Origin of the sequence: Arthrobacter sp. STN4 (assembly GCF_024539665.1) — a bacterium.
Lineage (GTDB): Bacteria > Actinomycetota > Actinomycetes > Actinomycetales > Micrococcaceae > Specibacter.
In genome coordinates, this window is record NZ_JAKZGX010000006.1 from 132,375 (window position 1) to 155,477 (window position 23,103).

At 68.5% G+C, this 23,103-nt stretch carries 20 protein-coding genes; 13 read left to right on the forward strand and 7 right to left on the reverse strand.

Annotation, left to right across the window (positions count from 1 at the left end; genetic code table 11):
* The first annotated feature begins 116 nt into the window (after nucleotides 1–116).
* Complete coding sequence (locus MMF96_RS06935; RefSeq protein ID WP_256883033.1) at nucleotides 117–1,865, forward strand: pyruvate dehydrogenase; 1,749 nt, start codon at nucleotides 117–119, stop codon at nucleotides 1,863–1,865.
* Between the two features lie 62 nt (nucleotides 1,866–1,927).
* Here the strand turns inward: MMF96_RS06935 and MMF96_RS06940 are convergent, their stop codons facing one another.
* Nucleotides 1,928–3,310 (reverse strand): MFS transporter, encoded by a 1,383-nt coding sequence (locus MMF96_RS06940; RefSeq protein ID WP_176617377.1) that lies wholly within the window; start codon nucleotides 3,308–3,310, stop codon nucleotides 1,928–1,930.
* Nucleotides 3,311–3,932: 622 nt separating this feature from the next.
* Between MMF96_RS06940 and MMF96_RS06945 the strand changes: the two genes are divergently transcribed.
* Together MMF96_RS06945 and rlmN are read left to right on the forward strand one after the other, a co-directional pair.
* Complete coding sequence (locus MMF96_RS06945) at nucleotides 3,933–4,124, forward strand: hypothetical protein (RefSeq protein ID WP_176617376.1); 192 nt, start codon at nucleotides 3,933–3,935, stop codon at nucleotides 4,122–4,124.
* Between the two features lie 91 nt (nucleotides 4,125–4,215).
* Nucleotides 4,216–5,472 (forward strand): 23S rRNA (adenine(2503)-C(2))-methyltransferase RlmN, encoded by a 1,257-nt coding sequence (rlmN, locus tag MMF96_RS06950; RefSeq protein WP_256883034.1) that lies wholly within the window; start codon nucleotides 4,216–4,218, stop codon nucleotides 5,470–5,472.
* 57 nt (nucleotides 5,473–5,529) lie between these two features.
* On the opposite strand, the gene MMF96_RS06955 is transcribed toward rlmN, so the two are convergent.
* On the reverse strand, nucleotides 5,530–6,177 hold the full coding sequence (locus MMF96_RS06955; RefSeq protein WP_176617374.1) for a peptidyl-tRNA hydrolase: 648 nt from the start codon (nucleotides 6,175–6,177) through the stop codon (nucleotides 5,530–5,532).
* A gap of 143 nt (nucleotides 6,178–6,320) precedes the next feature.
* On the opposite strand from MMF96_RS06955, the gene MMF96_RS06960 reads away from it, so the two are divergent.
* The 4 genes from MMF96_RS06960 (at nucleotide 6,321) to MMF96_RS06975 (ending at nucleotide 11,345) form a co-directional block, all read left to right on the forward strand.
* Nucleotides 6,321–7,055, forward strand: a complete 735-nt coding sequence (locus tag MMF96_RS06960) for an HAD family phosphatase (protein WP_256883035.1) — start codon at nucleotides 6,321–6,323, stop codon at nucleotides 7,053–7,055.
* Nucleotides 7,056–7,103: 48 nt separating this feature from the next.
* Nucleotides 7,104–9,470, forward strand: a complete 2,367-nt coding sequence (locus MMF96_RS06965) for a glycoside hydrolase family 65 protein (protein WP_176617372.1) — start codon at nucleotides 7,104–7,106, stop codon at nucleotides 9,468–9,470.
* A gap of 23 nt (nucleotides 9,471–9,493) precedes the next feature.
* Nucleotides 9,494–10,702 carry an aminotransferase class I/II-fold pyridoxal phosphate-dependent enzyme gene (locus MMF96_RS06970; RefSeq protein ID WP_256883036.1) on the forward strand — a complete coding sequence of 403 codons (1,209 nt, stop codon included), beginning with the start codon at nucleotides 9,494–9,496 and terminating at the stop codon, nucleotides 10,700–10,702.
* Nucleotides 10,703–10,850: 148 nt separating this feature from the next.
* Nucleotides 10,851–11,345, forward strand: coding sequence for a hypothetical protein (locus MMF96_RS06975; RefSeq protein ID WP_176617370.1), 495 nt, complete (start codon nucleotides 10,851–10,853; stop codon nucleotides 11,343–11,345).
* Nucleotides 11,346–11,367: 22 nt separating this feature from the next.
* Here the strand turns inward: MMF96_RS06975 and purB are convergent, their stop codons facing one another.
* Nucleotides 11,368–12,810, reverse strand: a complete 1,443-nt coding sequence (purB, locus tag MMF96_RS06980) for an adenylosuccinate lyase (RefSeq protein ID WP_176617369.1) — start codon at nucleotides 12,808–12,810, stop codon at nucleotides 11,368–11,370.
* A 317-nt stretch (nucleotides 12,811–13,127) separates the two neighbouring features.
* On the opposite strand from purB, the gene MMF96_RS06985 reads away from it, so the two are divergent.
* Together MMF96_RS06985 and MMF96_RS06990 are read left to right on the forward strand one after the other, a co-directional pair.
* A complete protein-coding gene (locus MMF96_RS06985; RefSeq protein ID WP_176617368.1) occupies nucleotides 13,128–13,379 on the forward strand; it encodes a hypothetical protein in 252 nt (83 codons plus the stop codon).
* Between the two features lie 3 nt (nucleotides 13,380–13,382).
* A complete protein-coding gene (locus MMF96_RS06990) occupies nucleotides 13,383–14,957 on the forward strand; it encodes a hypothetical protein (protein WP_256883037.1) in 1,575 nt (524 codons plus the stop codon).
* On the opposite strand, the gene MMF96_RS06995 is transcribed toward MMF96_RS06990, so the two are convergent.
* The gene (locus tag MMF96_RS06995; protein ID WP_256883038.1) at nucleotides 14,954–15,367 is read right to left on the reverse strand and encodes a phage holin family protein; all 414 of its coding nucleotides are present in this window, start codon (nucleotides 15,365–15,367) and stop codon (nucleotides 14,954–14,956) included. The genes MMF96_RS06990 and MMF96_RS06995 overlap by 4 nt on opposite strands.
* Nucleotides 15,368–15,430: 63 nt before the next feature.
* Between MMF96_RS06995 and MMF96_RS07000 the strand changes: the two genes are divergently transcribed.
* The 4 genes from MMF96_RS07000 (at nucleotide 15,431) to MMF96_RS07015 (ending at nucleotide 20,255) form a co-directional block, all read left to right on the forward strand.
* Nucleotides 15,431–16,552 carry a histidinol-phosphate transaminase gene (locus MMF96_RS07000; RefSeq protein ID WP_256883039.1) on the forward strand — a complete coding sequence of 374 codons (1,122 nt, stop codon included), beginning with the start codon at nucleotides 15,431–15,433 and terminating at the stop codon, nucleotides 16,550–16,552.
* 169 nt (nucleotides 16,553–16,721) lie between these two features.
* Nucleotides 16,722–17,912 carry a pyruvate dehydrogenase (acetyl-transferring) E1 component subunit alpha gene (pdhA, locus tag MMF96_RS07005; protein ID WP_371130998.1) on the forward strand — a complete coding sequence of 397 codons (1,191 nt, stop codon included), beginning with the start codon at nucleotides 16,722–16,724 and terminating at the stop codon, nucleotides 17,910–17,912.
* Entirely contained in the window at nucleotides 17,909–18,883 is a 975-nt protein-coding gene (locus MMF96_RS07010) for an alpha-ketoacid dehydrogenase subunit beta (protein ID WP_176617364.1), read from the forward strand. Before pdhA ends, MMF96_RS07010 begins: the two co-directional genes overlap by 4 nt.
* Before the next feature lie 10 nt (nucleotides 18,884–18,893).
* Nucleotides 18,894–20,255 (forward strand): dihydrolipoamide acetyltransferase family protein, encoded by a 1,362-nt coding sequence (locus MMF96_RS07015; protein WP_176617363.1) that lies wholly within the window; start codon nucleotides 18,894–18,896, stop codon nucleotides 20,253–20,255.
* Between the two features lie 2 nt (nucleotides 20,256–20,257).
* Here MMF96_RS07015 and MMF96_RS07020 read toward each other — a convergent pair whose 3' ends face one another.
* The 3 genes from MMF96_RS07020 to MMF96_RS07030 form a co-directional block, all read right to left on the reverse strand.
* Nucleotides 20,258–21,574: a PLP-dependent aminotransferase family protein gene (locus tag MMF96_RS07020; protein WP_256883040.1), complete on the reverse strand. Its 1,317-nt coding sequence runs from the start codon at nucleotides 21,572–21,574 to the stop codon at nucleotides 20,258–20,260.
* 79 nt (nucleotides 21,575–21,653) lie between these two features.
* The gene (locus tag MMF96_RS07025) at nucleotides 21,654–22,283 is read right to left on the reverse strand and encodes a dihydrofolate reductase family protein (RefSeq protein ID WP_256883041.1); all 630 of its coding nucleotides are present in this window, start codon (nucleotides 22,281–22,283) and stop codon (nucleotides 21,654–21,656) included.
* The gene (locus tag MMF96_RS07030; protein ID WP_176617360.1) at nucleotides 22,280–23,071 is read right to left on the reverse strand and encodes an alpha/beta fold hydrolase; all 792 of its coding nucleotides are present in this window, start codon (nucleotides 23,069–23,071) and stop codon (nucleotides 22,280–22,282) included. The genes MMF96_RS07025 and MMF96_RS07030 overlap by 4 nt, the downstream gene beginning before the upstream one ends.
* Nucleotides 23,072–23,103: the final 32 nt, after the last annotated feature.

Sequence of the window (23,103 nt, forward strand, 5' to 3'; positions counted from 1 at the left end):
GGTGAAGCAACCCCTTTCTCGCGGCTTGGCCCCTTTTTCGGCGCCGGGCCGGCAGCCCGGAGGATATATTGGCGTTATCCGAACAGCAGGACCACCCGAGTGCAGGAGAACAGCCCATGGCGAAGGAACTTGCCACCCAGCTCATTGAACAACTGCAGGCCGCAGGGGTGCGGCGCATCTACGGGATTGTGGGCGACAGCCTGAACCCCCTGGTGGACGCGGTCCGGAAAACGGGCGGATCCGCCAAGGGCGGGATCGACTGGATCCACGTCCGGCATGAAGAGGCCGCCGCGTTCGCCGCCGGCGCCGAAGCCCAGCTGACCGGGCAGCTGGCCGTCTGCGCCGGCTCCTGCGGTCCCGGGAACCTGCACCTGATGAACGGCCTGTACGACGCCAACCGCACCGGCGCCCCGGTGCTCGCCATCGCCTCGCACATTCCCAGCAAGCAGATTGGCAGCGGCTTCTTCCAGGAAACCCACCCGGACCGGATCTTCGACGAATGCTCCGTCTATTCGGAGCTGGTGAGCACCTCGGACCAGGCGCCGCGCGTGCTGCACAACGCCATCCAGCACGCCGTGGGCCTGCGCGGCGTGGCCGTCGTGACACTGCCCGGCGACATCGCCAGCCTGCCCGCCACGGCGGCGGCACCGCTGCAGCGCCCGCTGCGCCCGGCCAGCCTGGTCCCGGCCGCGGAAAGCGTGCAGGAGCTGGCCGACGCCATCAACGGCGCCGCCAGGGTGGCCATCTTTGCCGGTGCCGGCGTGCAGGGCGCACACGACGAGGTGGTGGCGCTGGCGGAGAAGGTCAATGCACCGATCGGGCACAGCCTGCGGGGCAAGGATTTCATCCAATACAACAACCCCTATGACATCGGCATGACCGGCCTGCTCGGTTACGGGGCCGCGGCGGAAGGCATCGAGGACGCGGACCTGCTGATCCTGCTCGGCACCGACTTCCCCTACGACCAGTTCCTGCCGGCGACCCGGACGGCCCAGGTGGACCGGGCACCGGAGCACCTGGGCCGGCGCACCGACGTCGACCTCGCCATCCACGGCGACGTCCTGCCCACGCTCCAGGCCCTGCTGCCCCTGGTGGAGGCCAAGAAGAACTCCAAGTTCCTCGATGCGATCCTGAAGAAGCATGACAGGCTCATGAACAAGGCGGTCGGCGCCTACACGCGCAAGGCGGACAAGCTGGTGCCCATCCACCCGGAATACGCCGCCTCGCTCCTGGATGAGGTGGCCGCGAAGGACGCCATCTTCACCGCCGACACCGGCATGTGCAATGTGTGGACGGCCCGCTACATCAACCCCCTGGGCACGCGCCGGCTGATCGGCTCCTACCTGCACGGCTCCATGGCCAATGCGCTGCCCCAGGCCATTGGTGCACAGTCGGCGTATCCGGAGCGGCAGGTCATCTCGGTCTCGGGTGACGGCGGGCTGTCGATGCTGCTGGGCGAGCTGATTACGGCCGCCGCACACCACCTGCCCCTGAATGTGGTGGTGTTCAACAACTCCACGCTGGGCATGGTGAAGCTGGAGATGCTGGTGGACGGCCTGCAGGACTTTGGCGTGGACGTCCCGGATGCCAACTACGCCGCGGTGGCCGCCGCACTGGGGTTCCATGCCGTGCGCGTCACGGACCCGGCGGACATCGCGAACGCCTACCGCGCCGCATTTGCGCACAACGGCCCGTCCCTCGTGGAGGTCATCACGGACCCGCAGGCGCTGTCCATCCCGCCGAAGATCAAGGGCGGGCAGGTGATCGGCTTTGCCACGGCCATGTCCAAGATCGTGCTGAACAAGGGGGCCGGCGAGGCCGTCAGCATGGCCCGCAGCAACCTGCGCAACATCCCGCGCGGCTGACACGCAACATCCCCGCAGCCGGTGCACTGAAGGTGCACCGGCTGCGGGGATGCCCGCGGGGATCAGGCCACGGCGTCGTCGTGCACCACGGCCCGGGCCGGGATGGGTTCCAGCCTGCCCATGAGCAGGAGGTAGGAAAGCAGCCCGCCCACGAGCGCGACGCCTCCGATGATGAACGCGAAGGCGAAGCTGCCGGTGATGTCCACGACCAGGCCGGTGACGATCGGTGCGGCCACGCCGGCCAGCAGGTTCACGCAGTTGACGATCGCTGCCAGGGACCCGGCGCTGCCCTCGGGGGCAATGAGTGCCGGCAGGGAGTTGCTCGTGACGTAGACCAGTGCGATGCCGGCGCTGCCGGCCGCGATCCAGATGATGGCCGTTGTGGCACTGTGGCTGAAGGCGGCACCGACGGTCAGCAGGGCCACGACCATGCCGACGATGATGACGCCCTTGCGGACCTTGTCGGCATTGGCGCCCCGGCCAATGACCCGGTCCACCCACCAGCCGCCAATGGTCATCTCGGAGACGAACATGGCCAGGGCGGGCACGGCTGCGTAGATGCCGCTCTTGAGAATGCTCTGGTCCATGCTCTGCTGCATGTAGCCCGGCAGCCAGGTCAGCAGCATCCACAGCACGTAGCCGGCCCCGGCCAGGCCGAGCGACAGGCCCCAGACCTTGCGCTGGCGCAGGAGGTAGCCGACGGTGGCCAGGTCGCTCTTGGGGCGAACGGACTCGGATGAGGCGCCGCCGTCGACGATGTACTTGTACTCCTCCTCGGAAAGCGCCTTTCTGCGCAGCTTGGCCTGCGGGCCGCTGTATTTCCAGACGAAGGCGGCCAGGAACACCAGGGACAGGGCCGCCTGGACCCAGAAGGCCTCGCGCCAGCCCCAGGTGGCAACAGTAAAGGCAATGAGGGGCAGCCCGATGACGTTGGCCAGGCGCGTGCCGCTGTCAAAGATGGCCGTGCACAGTCCCCGTTCGTGGCGCGGGAACCACAGGCCGGTGGCCTTCATGGCGCCGGGGAAGGCGGGCGCCTCTGCAACGCCGAGCAGGACCCGGGCCAGCACGATGATCCACGCGCCCGAGGCAACCGCCGTCAGCACCGAGGCGATGAACCACAGCACGGCGCTGGCGCCCCAGACCTTCTTGACGCCGAAGCGGTCCAGCAGCATGCCGGAAGGGATCTGCATGATGGCGTAGGACCACAGGAACGCCGAGGACAGCACACCGAACTCGGTGGCGGTGAGGCCGAATTCGTGCGAAAGCGGCGTCTGGGTGACCGATATGGAAAGCCGGTCAATGTAGTTGATCAGGATCCCAAAGCCCATGAGGAGGGCAATGTTCCAGCGCGCCTTGCCGCGGGGCTTTGCCTGCGGGACGGTGGGCTGTGGATCGGGGGAGGCGGACGGGGTCACGGCGGATGCCGTCTTTGCTGTCTTGGGCATGGAAATCTCCGGGGGTGGTTTGGGGGCTCCCGTGGCGGGGGCCACTAAAAGGCCGGGCGAAAGGGGTGCGCGCCGGGGGCCGGACGGGTGGCGGCGGATCGCGCCAGGAGGGCCGGTGATGCCAAAAGGATCACCGGGAGGACGGATTCCATGCTCCAGGAAAGTGGCGTGAGGACAGTGTGCGGCCACAGATGGCCTGTCACTGTCAGCGCCACCGTGGCGAACAGAACCCGGGCGAGGGAGCGGCGTCGTTGCCGTCCCTGGCGGGGGTGTGCCGAACTCGCCTTCAGCGCACCGGGGTCAAAGTCATTCATCGCGTGTACAACCAATCGAAGGAATTGAATGTTGTGTTGTGTACGTCACCTTGTGGGGATGGAACGACTTTATTCCCCTGCGAACGATTTTCGCAAGAGGAAATCTAATTTTCATATGGTGAAAACTTGATCATGATTTGTTCGGTGATGGACCTGGCTCCACCCGACGGCGGCGCCTGTGCACTGAGCCGTCACTTGTGGCGGCTTTGAGCCCTCACAACCGCCGCTAGTGACGGGTGGGCGCCGGACCATTGAACGGGGCCGCCAATGGGCATAGCGTGGAAGCACATCCTAAGGGGGTGGCCAAAGTGGAAATTCATCTGTGGTGGCTTGAGCTGGACCTTCCGGCGAAGGAGTGGCTGCGCGAAAACCTTGAGGCCGAAACGGTGCCGGAGCACGTCCTGGCCGCCGTGAAGGCGGCCGGCGGGGAAGTGGCCGCGGGCAGCCTGACGCCGGCCGAGTGGAAATTCATCGAGACCCAGTCGGAATTTGTTGACTAGCGGCCGCCGGAAAAGCGGGACGAAACCGGGAGAATGTGATATTGACTGCCCCGGCGGGACAGGGGCGCGGTTGTAGGGGACAATGGGAAGGATGACTTCCCCCAAAAACGCCCCCAGCCCTGTCGATGCGCCCGCCGCAACGTCCACCAAGGCGCGCCCCGTCCGCCGTGCCGCCCAGGTCAGGCCCGCCACCGAGGGCTGGAAGCAGGCCACCGGCCCGGAAGGCCGCCCGCTGCTGCAGTTCAAGTCCCCGCGCGTGTCCCAGCCGCCAACCCACCTGGCGGACTTGACGCTCGCCGAGCGGGAGGCGAAGTTCAAGGAGATGGGCCTGCCGGCGTTCCGTGCCAAGCAGCTCTCCGTGCACTACTTCCAGCACTACACCACCGATCCCGAGCGCATGAGCGACCTCCCCAGGGACCGCCGCGCCGAGATCACCGAAACGATGTTCCCGAAGCTGCTGACCGAGGTCAAGCGCCTCACCACGGACAACGGCGACACCATCAAGTTCCTGTGGCGCCTCTTTGACGGCTCCCTCGTGGAATCCGTGCTCATGCGCTACCCCGGCCGCGTCACCCTGTGCGTGTCCAGCCAGTGCGGCTGCGGCATGAACTGCCCGTTCTGCGCCACCGGCCAGGCCGGGCTGACCCGCAACATGTCCACCGCGGAGATCCTGGACCAGATCGTCCAGGCCAACCGGGTCATCGCCGAGGGCGGGCTGGGCAACCTCCGCAAGGACGGCGGGCATGACGCCGAGCGCGTCACCAACATTGTCTTCATGGGCATGGGCGAGCCGCTGGCCAACTACAAGCGCGTCATGAACGCCGTGCACCGCATGGTGGCGGAGGCGCCGGAGGGCCTGGGCATGAGCGCCCGCGGCATCACGGTCTCCACGGTGGGCCTGGTCCCGGCCATCAACAAGCTGGCCCAGGAAGGCGTGGCCGTCACGTTTGCGCTGTCCCTGCACGCGCCCGACGACGAGCTGCGCGACGACCTGATCCCGGTCAACGACCGGTGGAAGGTGGACGCCGCCCTCGACGCCGCCTACAACTACTACAAGGTGACGGGCCGCCGCGTGTCCATCGAGTACGCGCTGATCAAGGACATGAACGACCACCCCTGGCGTGCCGAGCTGCTCGCGAAGAAGCTCAACGCGCGCGGCCGCGGCTGGGTCCACGTGAACCCGATCCCGCTGAACCCCACCCCGGGCTCCATCTGGACGTCCTCGGAGCCGCATGTCATGCAGGAGTTCATCGACACGCTGATCGGGCACGGCGTGCCCACCACGCTGCGCGACACCCGCGGCAAGGAAATTGACGGCGCCTGCGGCCAGCTCGCCGCCGCCGAGTAGCGGGGCACCCAACGTACAGGACGACGCCGGAACCCAGGTTCCGGCGTCGTCCTTTGGCTAAGCGGTGGCCACGTAGGCGGTGGCGGAGCCGGGCTCGATCTCGGTGCGGCCCGCATCCTGGATGACCGGCCCGGCCGATTTCCTGGCACCCTTGCGGAACTCCTTTGCCGGCAGTTCCCGCACGGACAGCGGGCATCCGTCCGCCACCCAGGCTTCCACGGCGGCCGGCTTGGCCTCCAGCACCCACGCGAAGAGCGCATGGGCGGCCTGCGCGGCGGCCTTCCCCGTGGACATGTCCAGCGAGCCATTGAGCACAATGGCCAGCGGCTGCAGCGCCAGCGGCTCCCCGGCAGGCAGCTGCGTGCCTGACACCTGCAGCTTGGCCAGCAGCTTCGGCAGTGCTTCCGCCGGCAGGGGCGGCAGGCCCGCCGCACGCGCGCGCCCCACCACGGCCAGGGCATGGTCCGGGAAGGCGGCCAGGACCTTCGCAAACATTTTTGCGTCCGCCCGGCGCACGGACTTGGCAAACGCCCCGGCAGCCCATGGCTCCCAGCCGGCCTGGCCGGGGTCGTGCAGGTACGCCTGCACGGAGGCCAGCGCGGCCGCGGCGATGCCCGCGTCCCGGTCCGCCGGCTCCACCCGGTCCACGAGCAGGATGATGGGCTGGACCAGTTCGCCGGGCGCGCGGCCGGTAAGTTCACTCACCCCACCAGCCTAGGGTGTGTGCCGGGACGGCGGGGAATGAAATTGGCGGCCGGTCCCACCCTGGCCACGGCCCGGCCCGGCATATGCTGGAAGGGAGCCCATCCAACGCACCACCACCCGCCAGTGATGAAGGGACCGCGACCATGACAGGGACCGCAGCCAACACCACCACCGACTGGACCGCCGCCACCGCACTCCTGTTTGACCTCGACGGCGTCCTGACACCCACCGCCCTGGTGCACGAACAGGCCTGGCGCCAGCTCTTCGAGGAATACCTTGCGGGCACCGGCCGGCCCGGCTACCGGGACAGCGACTACTTTGACTTCATCGACGGCAAGCCGCGCTTTGACGGCGTCCGGGACTTCCTGGCCTCCCGCGGCATCACGCTGCCCGAGGGCCCGCTGGACGACGACCCCGCGCACGACACCGTCCACGGCCTGGGCAACCGCAAAAACCGGGTCTTCAACGACATCATCGCCTCGGGCGGGGTGGCCCCGTACCCGGGCTCGGTGAGGTTCGTGGAGGCCGCGCTGGCGCACGGACTCAAGCTCGCCGTCGTCTCGTCCTCCCGGAACGCGCCGGCCGTACTGAAGGCGGCCGGCCTGGACCACCACTTCCCCGTGGTCGTGGACGGGGAGGTCGCTGCGGCGCACGGCCTGCCCGGCAAGCCCAACCATGACACGTTCAGCTACGCGGCAAGCCTGCTGGGCGTGCCCACGCAGGACTGCATCGTGGTGGAGGATGCCGTGTCCGGGGTGCGGGCCGGCAGCGCCGGCGACTTCCGCGCGGTGATCGGCGTGGACCGCGGGGCCGGGCGCCAGGTGCTGCTCGACGCCGGCGCCACCACCGTGGTCGACGACCTTGCGGAGCTCCTGTAGGACCCTTCCGCCCCCAAATCTTCATTTCACCCCCGAGGAGAGAAACCCATGGCACTGATCAGCTCCGACCGCCAGCGCTTCCCCTGCGATCCCTGGCGGCTGGTGGAAACCGCCTCCAGCCCCGACGACGCCGGCACCATGGAAACGCTCATGGCGCTGGGCAACGGGCACCTGGGGATCCGCGGTTCGTTTTCCTTCGGCGGCCCCGGCAAGCTCCCGGGCACCTTCATCAACGGCTTTTACGAAACGTGGGAGATCAAGCACGCGGAAAACGCGTACGGATTTGCCCGGACCGGACAGCGCATCGTGTATGTGCCCGAGGCCAGCGGCTTCACGGTCACGATCGACGGCGAACAGCTGTTGCTGGCCGAGTCCACGGTGCTGGACTACCGGCGCAGCATTGACTTCTCCACCGGCATCCACGAAGGGACGGCCACCTGGGCCACCCGCTCCGGTGCCACGGTGAACACCACGGTGCGCCGCGCCGTCGGTTTCACGGGGCGCGGCCTCCTGGGCATCGAACTGGACATTACCGCGGACCGGGACGTGTACGTCGATGTGGTGTCCACTGTCGTCAACCGGCAGGACCTGCCCGTCAGCGAAGAGTCCTTCAGCGACCCCCGCCGGCCCGGCCGCCACGCAGACAGGATCCTGCAGCCGCTGCACCTGGAAGGGGCCGACGGCGCCTTCAGCCTGGCCTGGGAGACCGCCACCTCGCACCAGCGCGTGGCCGTGGCCGTGGCACACGAGACCAACGCGGACGAACAGCCGTTTGAGACCGTGGTGGCCGCGGACGAGTCCAGCGTGCGGTACGTCCTGGCCGTCGAGGGCGGGCGGACGTTCCGCCTGGCGAAGAGCGTCAGCTATGCCGTGGCCGGGGAAAGCCAGGAGGAGGACCGCGGCGAGGCCCTCGCGGCACAGGCCGGTGCAGCCCTGGCGGACGTTGACGCCATTTTCGCCGACAGCGCCGCCCACTACCGGCACTACTGGGACGTAGCGGACATTGTGGTGGGAGGCGAGCCGCAGCTGCAGCAGGCGGTGCGGTGGAACCTGTTCCAGCTGGCGCAGGCCACCGCGCGGGCCGGCGTTTCCGGCATCCCGGCCAAGGGCGTCACGGGCGCCGGCTATGAAGGGCACTACTTCTGGGACCAGGAAATCTACCTCCTGCCGTACCTGACCTACACGAACCCGCACGCCGCGCGGCAGGTGCTTGAATCCCGCCACCAGATGCTGCCCACGGCCCGCCGGCGCGCCGCCGAGCTCAGCGTGGACGGGGCCCTGTTCGCCTGGCGGACCATCAACGGACTGGAGGCCAGCGCCTACTATGCCGCCGGGACGGCCCAGTTCCATATTGCCGCCGCCATTGCCTTCGCCGCGAACCGCTACGGGTGGGCCACCGGGGACCCCACCTTCCAGGGCGAAATCGGCGCGGACCTGCTCGTTGAAACGGCCCGCATGTGGGCCTCGCTGGGCTTCTTTGGCAAGGACGGCATGTTCCACATCCACGGCGTCACGGGCCCCGACGAGTACACGGCCGTGGTCAATGACAACCTGTACACGAACGTCATGGCGCGCTTCAACCTGCGCAAGGCTGCCGCCGCCCAGGGCCGTCCCGACGTCACGGAGCGCGAGCGGCAGCTCTGGCAGCAGGCCGCCGACAGGATGTGCCTGCCGTATGACTCCCATCTACAGGTCTACAGCCAGGACGCCGACTTCATGACGCTGGAGCCCTGGGACTGGACCACGCCGAAGGACAAATACCCGCTGCTGCTGCATTTCCACCCCCTGGTGATTTACCGCCACCAGGTGCTCAAGCAGGCGGACACGGTGCTGGCCATGTTCCTGCAGTGGCAGGACTTCACCGCGGAGGAAAAGCAGCGCGCCTTCGACTTTTACGATCCCATCACCACCGGCGACTCCACCCTGTCCGCCTGCGTGCAGGGCATCATGGCTGCGGAAGTGGGCTACGGCCACACCGCCCTGAAGCACTTCACGGAGGCCGTGTTCATCGACCTGGACAATACCCATGCGAACACCGTGGACGGTGTGCACATCGCCTCGGCGGGCGGCATCTGGAGCTCGCTGGTCTGCGGCTTTGCCGGCATGCGCGACCAGGGCGAAATGTTCCACTTCGACCCGCGACTGCCCGAGGGCTGGGACAGCCTGTCCTTCAAGCTGACCGTGCGCGGGGCCCTGCTGGCCGTCTCCCTGGTGGCGGACGCCATCACCTTCAGCCTGCAGGACGGGCCCGACGTCGAACCCCTCGCCGTGGACGTGCGCGGCACCACGGTCCGGCTCACCCCGGGCGACGACGTCAAGGTGGCGCTGCAGCCGGTCCCCCCGGCAACGCCGGCGGTGTTCCCCGGCTCGTTCCCGACCACCGGCATCCCGATCATCGGCAAGGGCCTGTCCTAGCGGTGGCGTGGGTGGAGCCTGCCATGAACCGTCCGCTGACCGTCGCCCGCCGTGCCCAGGTGCCGCCATTTGCCGTGATGGACATCCTGGCGCGGGTGGCCGAACTGCGTGCGGCGGGCCGAAACGTCATTTCGCTGTGCGCGGGGGAGCCGGGAGGGGGCGCGCCGTCGGCCGTGTCCGCCGCCGCGTCCGCCATCCACGCGGCCGGAACCCCGTTGACCTACACCCCGGCATTGGGCATTGCCGGGCTCCGCGAGGCAATCACCGGCCACTACAAGCGCTGGTACGGGCTGGACGTCGCCGCGCGCAACGTTGCGGTCACCACCGGTTCCTCCGGGGCGTTCATGCTGGCCTTCCTGTCCGCGTTCAATGCGGGGGACCGCGTGGTCCTGGCCCGGCCCGGCTACCCGGCCTACAAGAACATCCTGCGCGCGCTGGGCATCGAGGTCGTCGAGCTGGACTGCGGCCCGGAAACCCGCTTCCAGCCGGTGCCCGCACAGCTTGACGCCGCGGCCGCCCAGCACGGGCCCCTGTCCGGGCTGGTGCTGGCCTCGCCGGCCAACCCCACCGGCACCATGGCGTCCCGGCAGGAGCTGGCCGCCCTGTCGGGCTGGTGCGCGGAGAATGCGGTGCGCCTGGTGAGCGATGAAATTTACCACGGCATCACCAACCCGGCCCCCGGCGCCCCCGATCCCCACGGCGTGTGCGCCTGGGAACTGGACCGTTCCGGCGTCGTGGTTTCCAGCTTTTCCAAGTACTGGGGGATGACGGGCTGGCGGCTGGGGTGGGCGCTGGTGCCGGACGACCTCATCGGGGTGGTGGACGCGCTCGCCGGAAACGTGGCGCTCTGCCCGCCGGCGCCGGCCCAAATGGCGGCGGTGGAGGCGTTCAGCGAAGCCTCCTATGCCGAAGCGGAGGCGGCCGTGGCGGAATATTCCCGCACCCGCGCCTACCTGCTGACAATGCTGGACCGGCTGGGCTGGGTGGACGCAGCGCCGGCCGACGGCGCCTTTTACCTCTACGCAGGCCTTGGCGCAGCCATGGACGGCTTCGCCGACTCGGCCGCGTACTGTTCGGCGCTGTTGGAGGCGCAGGGCGTGGCCGTGGTGCCCGGGCTCGACTTCGACACCGTCCATGGGGGCCGCACCGTCCGGTTGAGCTTTGCCGCCGGGTACGACGCCGTCCGCGAGGGCCTGGAGCGGATCGTCGCCTTCCAGGGGGCGCAGGTCTAGGGACGCTGTGCGCGCCTGCCCCGCCCGGCCCTGCACAGCCCGGCCCTGCACAGCCCGGACGGGGCGGCCTTTTGTCCACATTTGCCGCCCCGGCCCTTTCCGTGGGGGCCGGCCATTGCAAGGGTTGGTCCATGGAAAGGATCTCTTCATGGACGACTACGGCTTTGTGGACGATGACGGATCAACGGAAGGCCCGGATTCCGGCGATGGGTTCCCCGACGGCGGCACGGATGACGTGGACCGGCAATTCACGGCGCTGACGGCAGGGATGATGATGCCGGGGCCGAACGAATGCCTGGTGTGCTTCCTCATGCGTGCCAAGGAATTCTTGCTCCCCGACGGCTTTGCCATGGTCGCGCGGTTTCGGGAATGCAGCGCGCCGCGGGCCACCAACACCGAATACCGGCTGATAAACCTGGGCGCCTACAACGACCGTGCCGTGCTCCGGCGGGCCGCCATGGTAAACCCGGCCGTGTGGGCGCCCGAGTGCTGCCCCCGCTGCGGCCTGCCGTACGCAGTGCCGGACTGCCTCGGGGTCCGGCGCGGCTCCACACAGCCGTGCAAGCTCTGGCGGTGGCGGGATGACCTGGCGCGTGAGCGGTTCCTCGTGGCCTGGCAGTCCTACATCGACCGCTGCGGCTGAGGGCGGGGAGGCAGCCGCTACACTACTTTTGCAGGTGGTCCACCAGCGATTCGGCAATGCCAATGTACGTGCCCGGGGTCAGGGCCAGCAGGCGGGCCTGCGCGCCGTCGGACAAGCCCAGGCCGGAGACGAACTCCTGCATCCGGGCGGCGTCCACGCGGCGGCCGCGGGTCAGGTCCTTGAGGCGCTCGTACGGGTCTTCCATGCCGTCGACGCCGGCGATGGCCTCGGCACGCATGACCATCTGGATGGCTTCGGCGAGTACTTCCCAGTTGTGGTCCAGGTCGTCGGCCAGCACGGCCTCGGCCGTGTCCAGCCGGCCGAGGCCGCCCAGCACGTTGCTGATGGCCAACAGCGAATGGCCGAAGGCGACGCCGATGTTGCGCTGGCTCGAGGAGTCGGTGAGGTCCCGCTGCCAGCGGCTGGTCACCAGCGTGGCGCCCAGGGTGTCCAGGAGGGCGTTGGAGATCTCCAGGTTCGCCTCGGCGTTTTCAAAGCGGATCGGGTTGACCTTGTGCGGCATGGTCGAGGAGCCCGTGGCGCCCGGCACCGGAATCTGCACGAAGTAGCCGATCGAGATGTAGCTCCACACGTCGGTGCACAGGTTGTGCAGGATGCGGTTGAACCGGGCCATGTCCGCATAGAGCTCGGCCTGCCAGTCGTGCGACTCAATTTGGGTGGTCAGCGGGTTCCACGTCAGGCCCAGGCCCTCGACAAAGCTGCGGGAAACTTCCTGCCAGTCGGCTTCGGGCACGGACGCGTAATGGGCGGAATAGGTGCCGGTGGCGCCGTTGATCTTGCCCAGGAATTCGGTCTTGGCGATCCGGTCCAGCTGGCGGGTCAGGCGGTGCGCCGTGACGGCCAGTTCCTTGCCCAGCGTGGTGGGCGTGGCCGGCTGGCCGTGCGTGCGTGAAAGCATCGGCACGGCGCGGTTTTCCCCGGCCATTTCGGCGATCTTGGCAACCAGGCTCCGGGCTGCCGGCAGCCAGACGTCCTCCACGGCGCCCTTGATTCCCACCGCGTAGGAAAGGTTGTTGATGTCCTCGCTGGTGCAACCGAAGTGGACCAGCGGCTTCAGCCGTTCCAGTCCCAGGGCGGAGAGGTGGTTGCCGATGAAGTACTCCACGGCCTTGACGTCGTGGACGGTGACTTTTTCAATCCCGGCCAGTTCCGCGATGGAATCGGCGTCGAACTCGGTGACGATGGCGCGCAGCCCGGCCTGCTGTTCAGCGGTCAGCGGTGTGGTGCCGGGCAGCACGTTGTTGCTGGTGAGGTGGATAAACCACTCCACCTCAACACCTACCCGGTCACGGTTCAGGGCTGCCTCGGAGAGGTAGTCGACCAGCGGCGCCACGGCGCCCGAGTACCGGCCGTCGAGCGGGCCCAGGGCGATGTGGCCGGGGGCGGCGGCCAGGGACAGGCGGCCGGAAGGGATGCGGGCAATGGCGGAGGCGGAATCAGACATGACCCAATTCTTTCATGAACGACGGGTTCCTTCGCCGTGGGCCCCCGTGGCGGTGCGTTTGGCCGCACCGCCGCCTCCACAGGCCGGGAAGCGCGCCGCCTTGTCCCCCATCCGTGCCGGGGCGCTGGCACGGCACGCCGGCGGTGCCTACTGTCGAAAGGGAGAGGTCCCTGCGGGGCGCGATGCCGGCCTTGGCGGCGGCGGAAGGGGGAGGCGGCATGGGTTACGTGGTGCGGGGGCCGGCTGGACACATCAGCGGATTGGGGCAGTGTGCCGGACCTTCGGCTTACTGGGACCCGTCACGGTCGCCGGGCGAGATGTCCGCCCTGGCCGCCCGGTTGTCCCGCCTGGCCGGTGAGTTGGAAAACATCCGTGCACGACTGGCAGCTGCCACCCGCCTGGAGTGGGAATCGAAGGCGGCGGAGGCCTTCCGGCAGGAGGCCGCGCTGCGGGCGGCGGAACTGGCGGCAGCTTCCTCGGAGGTCCGGGTGGCCGGGGATTACGTTGCGGCCTATGCGAGGGTCCTTGAATCCCTCGCCGCACGCGGGCCGGGAATACCGGGAGGGTAGGCCATGACGCGGGACGATGGCGACGGCACCGGTTTCAGCATCACCGGCGGGGCGGGCCGGGTGAAGTACACGCTGGCTGAAATCGAGGCGGCGGCCAGGGGCATTGGGCCCGTGGGGGAGGACGCGCAGGAGCTGGCGACCGCCCTGGCAGGGGAGTTGCGGTGGATGTCGGACTTTGCGGCGCAGCTGGTGGCATCCGGCCTGCAGGGAGCCGATGCCACGTACTATGCCGCGCGGGCCGCCGAGGACTTTCTGTCTTCGGCGCAGGAAAGGGCTGCGGCGGCGGGGCAGGGGGTTGCCGAACTGGCCCGGCATGCGTCTGCGGCCGCCGGGCGCTATGAGGCCGCCGAAGCGGAGACGGTGGCCCGTGAGAGGGCGAAGCGCCGCCAGGCCCTGCTGGCCGGCGTCCAGGTGTCTGCCGCGGGGATCTTTGGTCCCCTCGTGTTCCTGGGCCAGCTCCGACAGGCGCGGGACGCTGCGGAGCGTGGGGGGCTGCGGGACCAGGCCGAGGACATGCTCAACGACGGCCCGGCCTACCTCACCGGCCTGCTGGGCCCGATGGCGGGGCTGGCGTACCTCCTTGGACACGGCTCCTTTGCCGGGAGGGGCAATTCCGGCGTGGAGGCGGCAGCAGGCGTGCGCAGATTCTTCGACTGGAGCGGACTGGCCAAACCCGGGCACCTGGAGTTGCGGCAGGTGCCGGCCGGTGAATGGCACGCCGCGCCCGGGGAAGGGCAGCCTGGCCGGGCCGCCCCGGACCCCTTCGAACCCGTCCGGGTCGACGTTGGCCCTGGCGCCGCGGGCCTGCTGGCCGGCAGCCAGGACGCCTACGGCTACCCGCCGGGTTCAGTCGTCGTGGACCGCCTGGACCGGCCGGACGGAACACGCGCCTGGATCGTGCACTTGCCGGGCACGGAGGACTGGTCAACGGTGGACAGCGCCAACCCCATGGACCTGGAAGGCGACCTGGAGGGCCTGACGGCGGCGCAACAGGAGCACTTCAAGCAGCAGGAGGTTGTGGTCCAGGAGATGATGCGCCAGGCCCTGGCTGCCGCGGGGGCGCGGGCCACGGAGGATGTCATGATCACCGGCCACAGCGGCGGAGGAATCCATGCAGCGGCAGCCGCGGCAAATCCGCAATTTCTGGCCGACTTCAATGTCAAGATGATCATCATCGCCGGGGCCCCGGCCCGAAACCTGCCTGTCGCCCCCGGTGTCAAGGTGCTGGACTTTCAAAATGAAGACGACATCGTGACAGCCTTGGATTACGGCCCGCCGCCGGATTCGGCGGACTGGGTGACGGTGACCTCCCACCGGTCCGGGGGCGCCGACGTCAAGGGTGCCGTCGAGACCGTCAAGAACGCCCACGACCTGGGGAACTACCTCGATGACGCTGCGGCGCTGGAACGCAGCAGCGACCCGGGCATCCAGGCGGTGCAGGGAAGCGTGGGGCTCTTTCTGGGCCGCGCCGCAGCGGGGGGCCTGGCCGGCGGCGGCCCGCTGACGGTGTCCCGAAGGGTCTACCAGGGACGCGATGTGGACGGGCCGAAACCGGAAAGGCGGGCACGGCCCGGCTAGCGGCGCGTCCGGGACCGGGTCAGCCCGCCCATCAGCAGGGAGACGATGCTGATGATGACGGCGGCAAGGATGGCGGTCCAAAAGAAGTGGTCGATGGTGAAATGGACGGGCGTGTACGAGCTCAGCCACGACGTCAGCCACAGCATGGCCGCATTGATAATGATCGTGAACAGGCCCAGGGTCAGGATGGTGACGGGGAGGGCCAGGACCTTCACGACCGGTTTCACCAGGGCGTTGACCACGCCGAAAACCAGGCCAATGAAAATGAAGGCCAGCACGGTGTTGACGGTCGCGTTGGACGTTTCCAGGCCGGTGGTCCCCTTCTGCACCACTGCCACCCCGGGAAGGATCCAGGCGGCAACCCACACGGCAAGGGCGTTGACGAGCACCCGGAGCACAAATCTGATCATGTAGCCATGCTTTCACACCCCCAATCCGGCGCGCAGCCCCCCGCGCTCAATTAGGCTGGTGGCATGACCTTGAACAGCGAAGCCCAGCAAACCGGTGTCCACCCCCGCCCCGTCGTGGGGCGGCTGCCCAAATACGCAGCGGGCAAGCCTCCGGTGGAAATCCCCGGGCTGGAAAGCTTCAAGCTCTCCTCCAATGAAAACCCCCTGGGCCCCGTGCCCGCTGTGCTGGAACTGCTGCACGGCAAGCTGGAGGTCCACCGCTATCCCGACACCACGTGCACACTGCTCCGCACTGCCCTGGGCACCTTCCTGGACATCCCGGCCGACGACGTCGTCACCGGCGCCGGGTCCCTGGGCGCACTGAACCAGATCCTGGCGGCCTTTGCCGGCGCGAACGACGACGGCACCGCCGACGAGGTGGTCTACGCATGGCGCTCCTTTGAGGCCTATCCGATCTGCGTCGGCCTGGCCGGGGCGCGCAGCGTGCAGGTGCCCGTCCGTGTCGACGGCACCCACGACCTTCCCGCGATGGCCGCCGCCATCACCGAAAACACGAAGGTGGTGCTGTTGTGCACGCCCAACAACCCCACCGGCCCCGTGCTCAGGACCGCGGAAACGGAGGAATTCATCCGCAGCGTGCGCTCCGACGTGGTCGTTGTCATCGACGAGGCGTACCAGGAATTCGTCCGCGCGGACGATGCCGTGGACGGCATTTCCATGTACCGCAAGTACCCCAACGTGGTGGTCCTTCGAACGTTCTCCAAGGCGCACGGGCTGGCCGGACTGCGCGTGGGCTATTCCGTCTCGCAGCCGGAGGTCACCGCCTACCTGCGCGCAGCCGCCACGCCGTTTGCCGTCTCCAACATCGCCGAACAGGCCGCCGTGGCCTCCCTGGAAAGCTACAGCCAGGTTGTGGAGAGGGTACAAAGCCTGGTGGACGAGCGTGACCGCGTCACGGCAGGCCTGAAGGCGCTGGGCTGGGACATTCCCGAAGCGCAGGGCAACTTTGTGTGGCTCGCACTTGGCGCCGACACCCCCGAATTTGCCGCCCTTGCGGACAGCCACGCCCTCTCGGTACGGGCGTTTGGGAATGAAGGCGTCCGCGTCAGCATCGGCGAGGTGGAGGCCAACACGCGGTTTCTTCAGATCTGTGCCGCCTATACAAAAGCGCCACGGCGTTCCTAGCCATTAACAAAGCGACCCGATCGCAACTGTACCGATACAGTTATAAATCGAAAATGGAAATATATGCACCCGATGGAATACATTCCCATTGAGGCATATATCGATACCAACGTGCCGGCGCAGCAGCTTCCCCGCGGAGCCGGTGCGGCCAGGCAAACGAGGAGACGGTATGGGCTCTGCCCAGCAAGCTGACACCGGCACACGGCCTTCCGCCGGCGTGCTGCAGGCCAACACAGTGGGTGAAGGCGAGATGGTCCAACTGCTGGACGCCGCCGGGGCACGCCGCCAGGACGCCACCTTCGGACCGTACGTCGATGCGCTCGACGCGGACACGCTGCGCGGCTTCTACCGGGACATGGCCCTGGTGCGCCGCTTTGACGTGGAGGCAACCGCGCTGCAGCGCCAGGGCGAGCTGGCCCTGTGGGTGCCGGTCGTGGGGCAGGAAGCGGCCCAGATCGGCTCCGGCAGCGCCATGGGCGCGGCCGACTACGCCTTTCCCACGTACCGTGAACACGGCGTGGCCCTGACCCGCGGCCTGGACCTGGCCGACCTGCTGAAGCTGTTCCGCGGCGTCTCCAACGGCGGCTGGGATCCCCGCGGCGTCAACTTCCACCTGTACACGCTGGTGCTGGCCGCCCAGACGCTGCACGCCGTCGGCTATGCCATGGGCATCCAGCGCGACCTGGCGGCGGACAGCGGCACTGAGCCGGCTGCCGTCGTCGCCTACTTTGGCGACGGGGCCAGCAGCGAGGGCGACGTCCACGAGTCCATGGTGTTCGCCGCCTCCTACAACGCCCCGGTGGTGTTCTTCTGCCAAAACAACAACTGGGCCATCTCCGTCCCCTTTGAGGTGCAGTCAAAGGTGCCGCTGGTCAACCGGGCCGCCGGCTACGGCTTCCCGGGCATCCGCGTGGACGGCAACGACGTCCTGGCCGTGTACGCCGTGACGCAGTGGGCGCTGGAGCATGCGCGCTCCGGCAGGGGCCCGGTCCTGATCGAGGCCTCGACCTACCGGGTGGGCGCCCACACCACCGCCGACGACCCCACGAAATACCGCCGGAACGCGGAGGAGGAGTCGTGGAAAGGCAAGGACCCCCTGCAGCGCATGGAGAACTACCTGCGCGCCGGGGGCCTGGCCGACGAGGCCTTCTTTGACCAGCTGAAAATCGACGGCGACGAGCTGGCTGCCCACGTCCGCCAGGCCACGCTGGCGCTGGGCGGGGCGGACATCCGGGACAAGTTCGCCACCGTCTACGCCGAGGCGCACCCCCTGGTGGCTGAGGAACTGGCCTGGTTTGAAAATTATGAGGCGTCCTTTGCCGACGCCGGTTCACAGACTTCCCAGGGCGGTGCCGCATGACCACGATGACGATTGCCAAGGCGATCAACGAGGGACTGCGCGCCACCCTGGCCAACGATCCCAAGAGCTTCCTGATGGGCGAGGACATCGGTTCCCTGGGCGGCGTGTACCGCGTCACCGAAGGGCTCAAGGCCGAATTTGGCGCGCACCGCGTCATGGATACGCCGCTGGCGGAGTCCGGCATTGTGGGCACCGCGATCGGCATGGCGCTGCGCGGGCACCGGCCCATCTGCGAGATCCAGTTTGACGGCTTCGTGTTCCCGGCATTCAACCAGATCACCACCCAGCTGGCCAAGATCCGCACCCGCTCCGACGGCCAGCTCAGTGCGCCCGTGGTCATCCGCATCCCCTACGGCGGCGGGATCGGCTCCATTGAACACCACTCCGAATCCCCGGAAGCGCTGTTTGCCCACACGCCCGGGCTGCGCATCATCACCCCGTCCAACGCCAACGACGCCTACTGGATGATCCAGCAGGCCGTGGCGTGCCAGGACCCGGTCATCGTCTTCGAGCCCAAGCGCCGCTACTGGCTCAAGGGCGGGGTGGACACGGACAACGCCCCGGCCGACCCGTTTACCGCCCAGGTGGTGCGTGAAGGCACCGACGCTACCCTGGTGGCCTACGGCCCCCTGGTGCCGGTGGCACTGGCCGCTGCCAATGCCGCAGCCGAGGACGGCCACAGCGTGGAAGTCATCGACCTGCGCTCCATCTCGCCGATCGACTTTGACACCGTTGAGGCGTCCGTGACGAAGACCGGCCGGCTGGTGGTGGCCCATGAGGCGCCCACCTTTGGCGGCATCGGCGGGGAAATCGCCTCGCGCATCAGCGAACGCTGCTTTTACTCCCTCGAGGCCCCGGCCATCCGCGTGGGCGGCTTCCACATGCCCTACCCGGTGGCCCGTGTGGAAGGGCACTACCTGCCGGACATCGACCGCATGCTGGAGGCGCTGGACCGCGCCTTCGCTTACTAGGAAGGCCCACATGTCCCAGCGCTCCCTCTTCAAGCTGCCCGACGTCGGCGAAGGCCTCACCGAGGCCGAGATCGTCTCCTGGAAGGTCAAGCCGGGCGACGTCGTTGCCGTCAACGACGTCGTCGTCGAGATTGAGACGGCGAAGTCCATCGTGGAGCTTCCCTCCCCCTACGCCGGAATCGTCGCCGAGCTGATGGTGGCCGAGGGCGAGACCGTGGCGGTGGGCACGCCCATCATCGCCATCGGTTCCGACGTCGGCACCCCTGCCGCCCCGCAGGATCCGGCACCCGCCGCGTCAACACCCGCCGCGCCCGTGGGCGATGTGCCGGCTGCCGGGGAGATGAAGCCGCTGGTGGGTTCCGGTCCCAAGGCCGACGCCGTCAGGCGCCGCCCGCGCGCCGGCGCGGCCCCCGCCCCGGCACCCGCCCGGGTTCCGGCCCCGAACGCCACCCTGGCGGGGGCGCCGGCCGGGAACGGGGCGGCCGGCAGGGTCCTCGCCAAGCCGCCGGTGCGCAAGGCGGCGAAGGACTTGGGCATCAACCTGGCGGACGTTTCGCCGACGGGCCTGCGCGGCGAGGTCACGAAAAAAGACCTGCTCAGCTACCAGGACCAGCGCACCGCCGAGCAGGACGGTGCCGGGACGTTCTGGGCGCCCTCACCCGGCACCGGCCTGGTGGGGGACCCCCGCGTGGAACGCATCAAGGTCCGGGGCGTGCGGAAAGCCACGGCCAAGGCCATGGTGGAGAGCGCGTTTTCGGCCCCGCACGTGAGCATTTTCGTTGACGTTGATGCGTCGCGCACCATGGAATTTGTGAAGCGGCTGAAGGCCTCGCGCGATTTTGAGGGCATCAAGGTTTCGCCCCTGCTGATCCTGTCCAAGGCCGTCATCTGGGCTGCCGCGCGCAACCCTTCGGTGAACGCCACCTGGACGGGCGAGGAGATCGTCATCAAGCACTTCATGAACCTCGGCATCGCGGCCGCCACCCCGCGCGGGCTCATGGTGCCAAACATCAAGGATGCCCAAAACCTGTCCCTGAAGGAACTGGCCATTGCGCTGAACTCCCTCGCCACGACGGCGCGGGCGGGCAAGACGCAGCCGGCGGACATGCAGGGCGGATCGCTGACCATCACGAACATCGGCGCCCTGGGCATCGACACCGGCACGCCCATCATCAACCCCGGCGAAGTGGCGATCGTGGCGTTTGGCACCATCAAGCAAAAGCCGTGGGTGCTGGACGGGGAGGTCATCCCGCGCTGGATCACCACCCTGGGCGGCTCCTTCGACCACCGCGTGGTGGACGGCGACCTCTCCGCCCGCTTCATGGCGGACGTCGCGGCCATCATGGAGGAGCCGGCCCTGCTGCTGGACTGACCTCAGCCCGCGGCGGCAATGGCGGCCGCCAGCACGGGCGCCAGCCGCTTCACGCCTTCCCGCAGCGTGTCCGGCGGAACGGCGCTGAACGCCAGACGCAGTTTGTTGCTGGGTCCCTCGGACGCCGTGAAGGCCGCGCCGGGCACAAACACCACACCGGCGTCGATGCCCTTGTGCAGCAGCGGGTAGGTGTCGATTCCCGCCGGCAGGGTCAGCCACACAAAAAATCCGCCCTCGGGACGTGTCCATGAAACGCCCCCGGGCATGAACTCCTCCAGGGCACCCAGCAGTGCCGAGCACCGTTCGGCGTACAGGGCCCGGTAGGTGCGGATCTGCCCCATCCAGTCATAGTTGCGCAGGTAGTCGCTGACCAGCATCTGGTTGAAGGACGGCGGGCAGAGCGTGACGGCCTCGCTGGCCAGGTAGTAGCGCTGTTTGAGGTGCGCCGGGACCAGCGCCCAGCCGATGCGCAGGCCCGGTGCAAAGATCTTGGAGAACGAGCCCAGGTACAGCACGTCCGCGGGGTTGCCCGCGCGCAGGGGGGCCGGCAGGACGCCGTCAAACTTCAACAGGCCGTAGGGGTTGTCCTCCAGTACAAGAATATTCGCCTCGCGGCATATGTCCACGATTTCCTGGCGGCGCTCCGGGGCGAGCATGACGCCGGAGGGGTTGTTGAAGTTCGGGATGGTGTACAGCAGCTTGATGCGCCTGCCCGCGGCCTGCAAGGCGGCGATGCGCTCCCGCAGCTTGGACGGGATGATCCCGTGTTCGTCCACGGCCACCGGCTGCACGTCCACCTCATACGCCTCAAAGGTGTTCAGCGCGCCCACATAGGTGGGGTCTTCAAGGAGGATGACGTCGCCGGGGTCGCAAAACACCTTGGCGGCAACGTCCTGGGCGGATTGGGAGCCGGCCGTGATGACCACGTTGTCCGGATCGGCGTCGAGGATGCCCTCGGCCGCCATGACCTCACAAATCTGGGTGCGCAGTTCCAGCGTGCCCTGCCCGCCGCCGTACTGCAGGGCCTCCAGGCCGTGCGTGGCGATGATGCGCTGTGCCGTTTCGCCCAGGCGCTCGAGGGGTAGGGACTGCAGGTAGGGGTTGCCGCCGGCCAGCGAGACCAGGCCCGGCTGCATGGAAATTTCAAACACGTCCCGCACGGCGGACTGCTTGATGTTGGCGGCGCGGGCCGAGAGCAGGCTTTCGTGGGGGTGCGGGGCGCCCGCAGCGTTGGCGGCCTGTGCACGCGCGAGTGCGTCAACGGTTTCCTCGGACAGGGTTTCGGCGGCAGCACTGGCGCCGGCAGCAGATGTGTTCACCAGCTCAGGATACAACCAATGTTGCTAAATAGGCATCAAAAGTTTTTCATTAGGTTCCGATATTGGGGGCGCCCTGCCGTCACCCGCCGTCCACGGGTGCACGCCGGTACGTCAGGTGCGTGACCAGGCCCGTGGCGCGGGCACCGGCCTGGGTGAATTCCAGGCGGGGGAGTCCGTCGAACAGGCGCTCGCCGGCGCCGAACACCACCGGGACAAGGTGCAGGCGCAGCTCGTCGATGAGTCCGGCCGCGAGGAACTGGTTGATGGTTCGGGCCCCGCCGCCAATGGACACCCCGCGCTCCCCGGCAGCGGCGCGGGCCAGGTCCAGCGCGGCAGCCGGGCCGTCGCTGACAAAGTAAAACGTGGTGCCGCCGTCCATGGTGAGCGGTTCCCGGGGATGGTGGGTGAGCACGAACACCGGTGCGTGGTACGGCGGGTCCTCGCCCCACCAGCCGCGCCACGCCCCCGTTCCCTGGGCATCCCAGGTCTCCCAGGGCCCGCGGACGGGGCCGAACATGTTCCGCCCCATGATGAACGCGCCCGCGTCGGTGATGGCCGCGAGCTCGGCGGCGTTCTCTTCGGGCCGGTCAAACATCCACGTGTGCAGGCGGGTGTCGGCGCCTTCCCCGAGCGGGTGTTCCAGGCTCTGGTTGGGGCCGGCCATGAAGCCGTCCAGGGACAGGGCCACGTCGCAGCTGACCAGGCTCATGGGCGGCCGTTCAGGAAGCCGGCAACCCGGGAGGCCATGGTTTCCGGTTCCCAGCTGTGGTTCGCGGCACGGATGGTGCCGGAGCCGGCGTTGGGCACATTGGCCGCGATGGATGCGGCGGCCGGCGGCATGATCGGCAGCGTCTGCTCGCCCACGAGTGCCAGCGTCGGGGCGGTGATGGACGCCCACAGGTCCGCCCGCGGCGCGGACTGGGTCCAGGCCAGCGCTTCGGCGTCCGGTTCCAGGGACGGTCCCATGGCCGTCATGACCGGCCAGGCCGGACTGTTCCGGGCGCCGTCCAGCCACTCCGGCGGCATGTCCTTCATGAAGTAGGACACGACGTCGTCCGGGGTCCCCTCCGCCAGCTGTTCACGCAGCCCGGCCAGGTTGGCGGCACCGTCCGTGCCCAGTTCCTCCCCGAGCGGCACTTCCCACAGCACCAAGGCCGAGACGGGCAGGCCGGCGGCCGCGGCCGCGAGGGCGATGGCGCCTCCGGAGGAATTGCCATACAGCGCCGCCGGCGCCCCCGCCGCCTCGACCAGTGCACGCAGATCCGCAATGGAATCCGCCAGGGTGAACGACGGCGCCTGGGCACTCTCGCCGCGGCCCCGGCGGTCGTAATTGACCACCGTGAAGCCCTGCCTGGCCAACAACGCCGCCATGGCGGAGGTGGTGGGGTCGAAGCCGCGGAACTGCATGGCCCCGGCCACCAGGATGACGGGCGGGCCCGACCCCTCAATGTCGTAGGCGATCCGGGTGCCGTCGCGGGAGGTGGCGAAGCTGCTCATGGTGCTCCTTTGGTGGGTCTGGACGGCACACT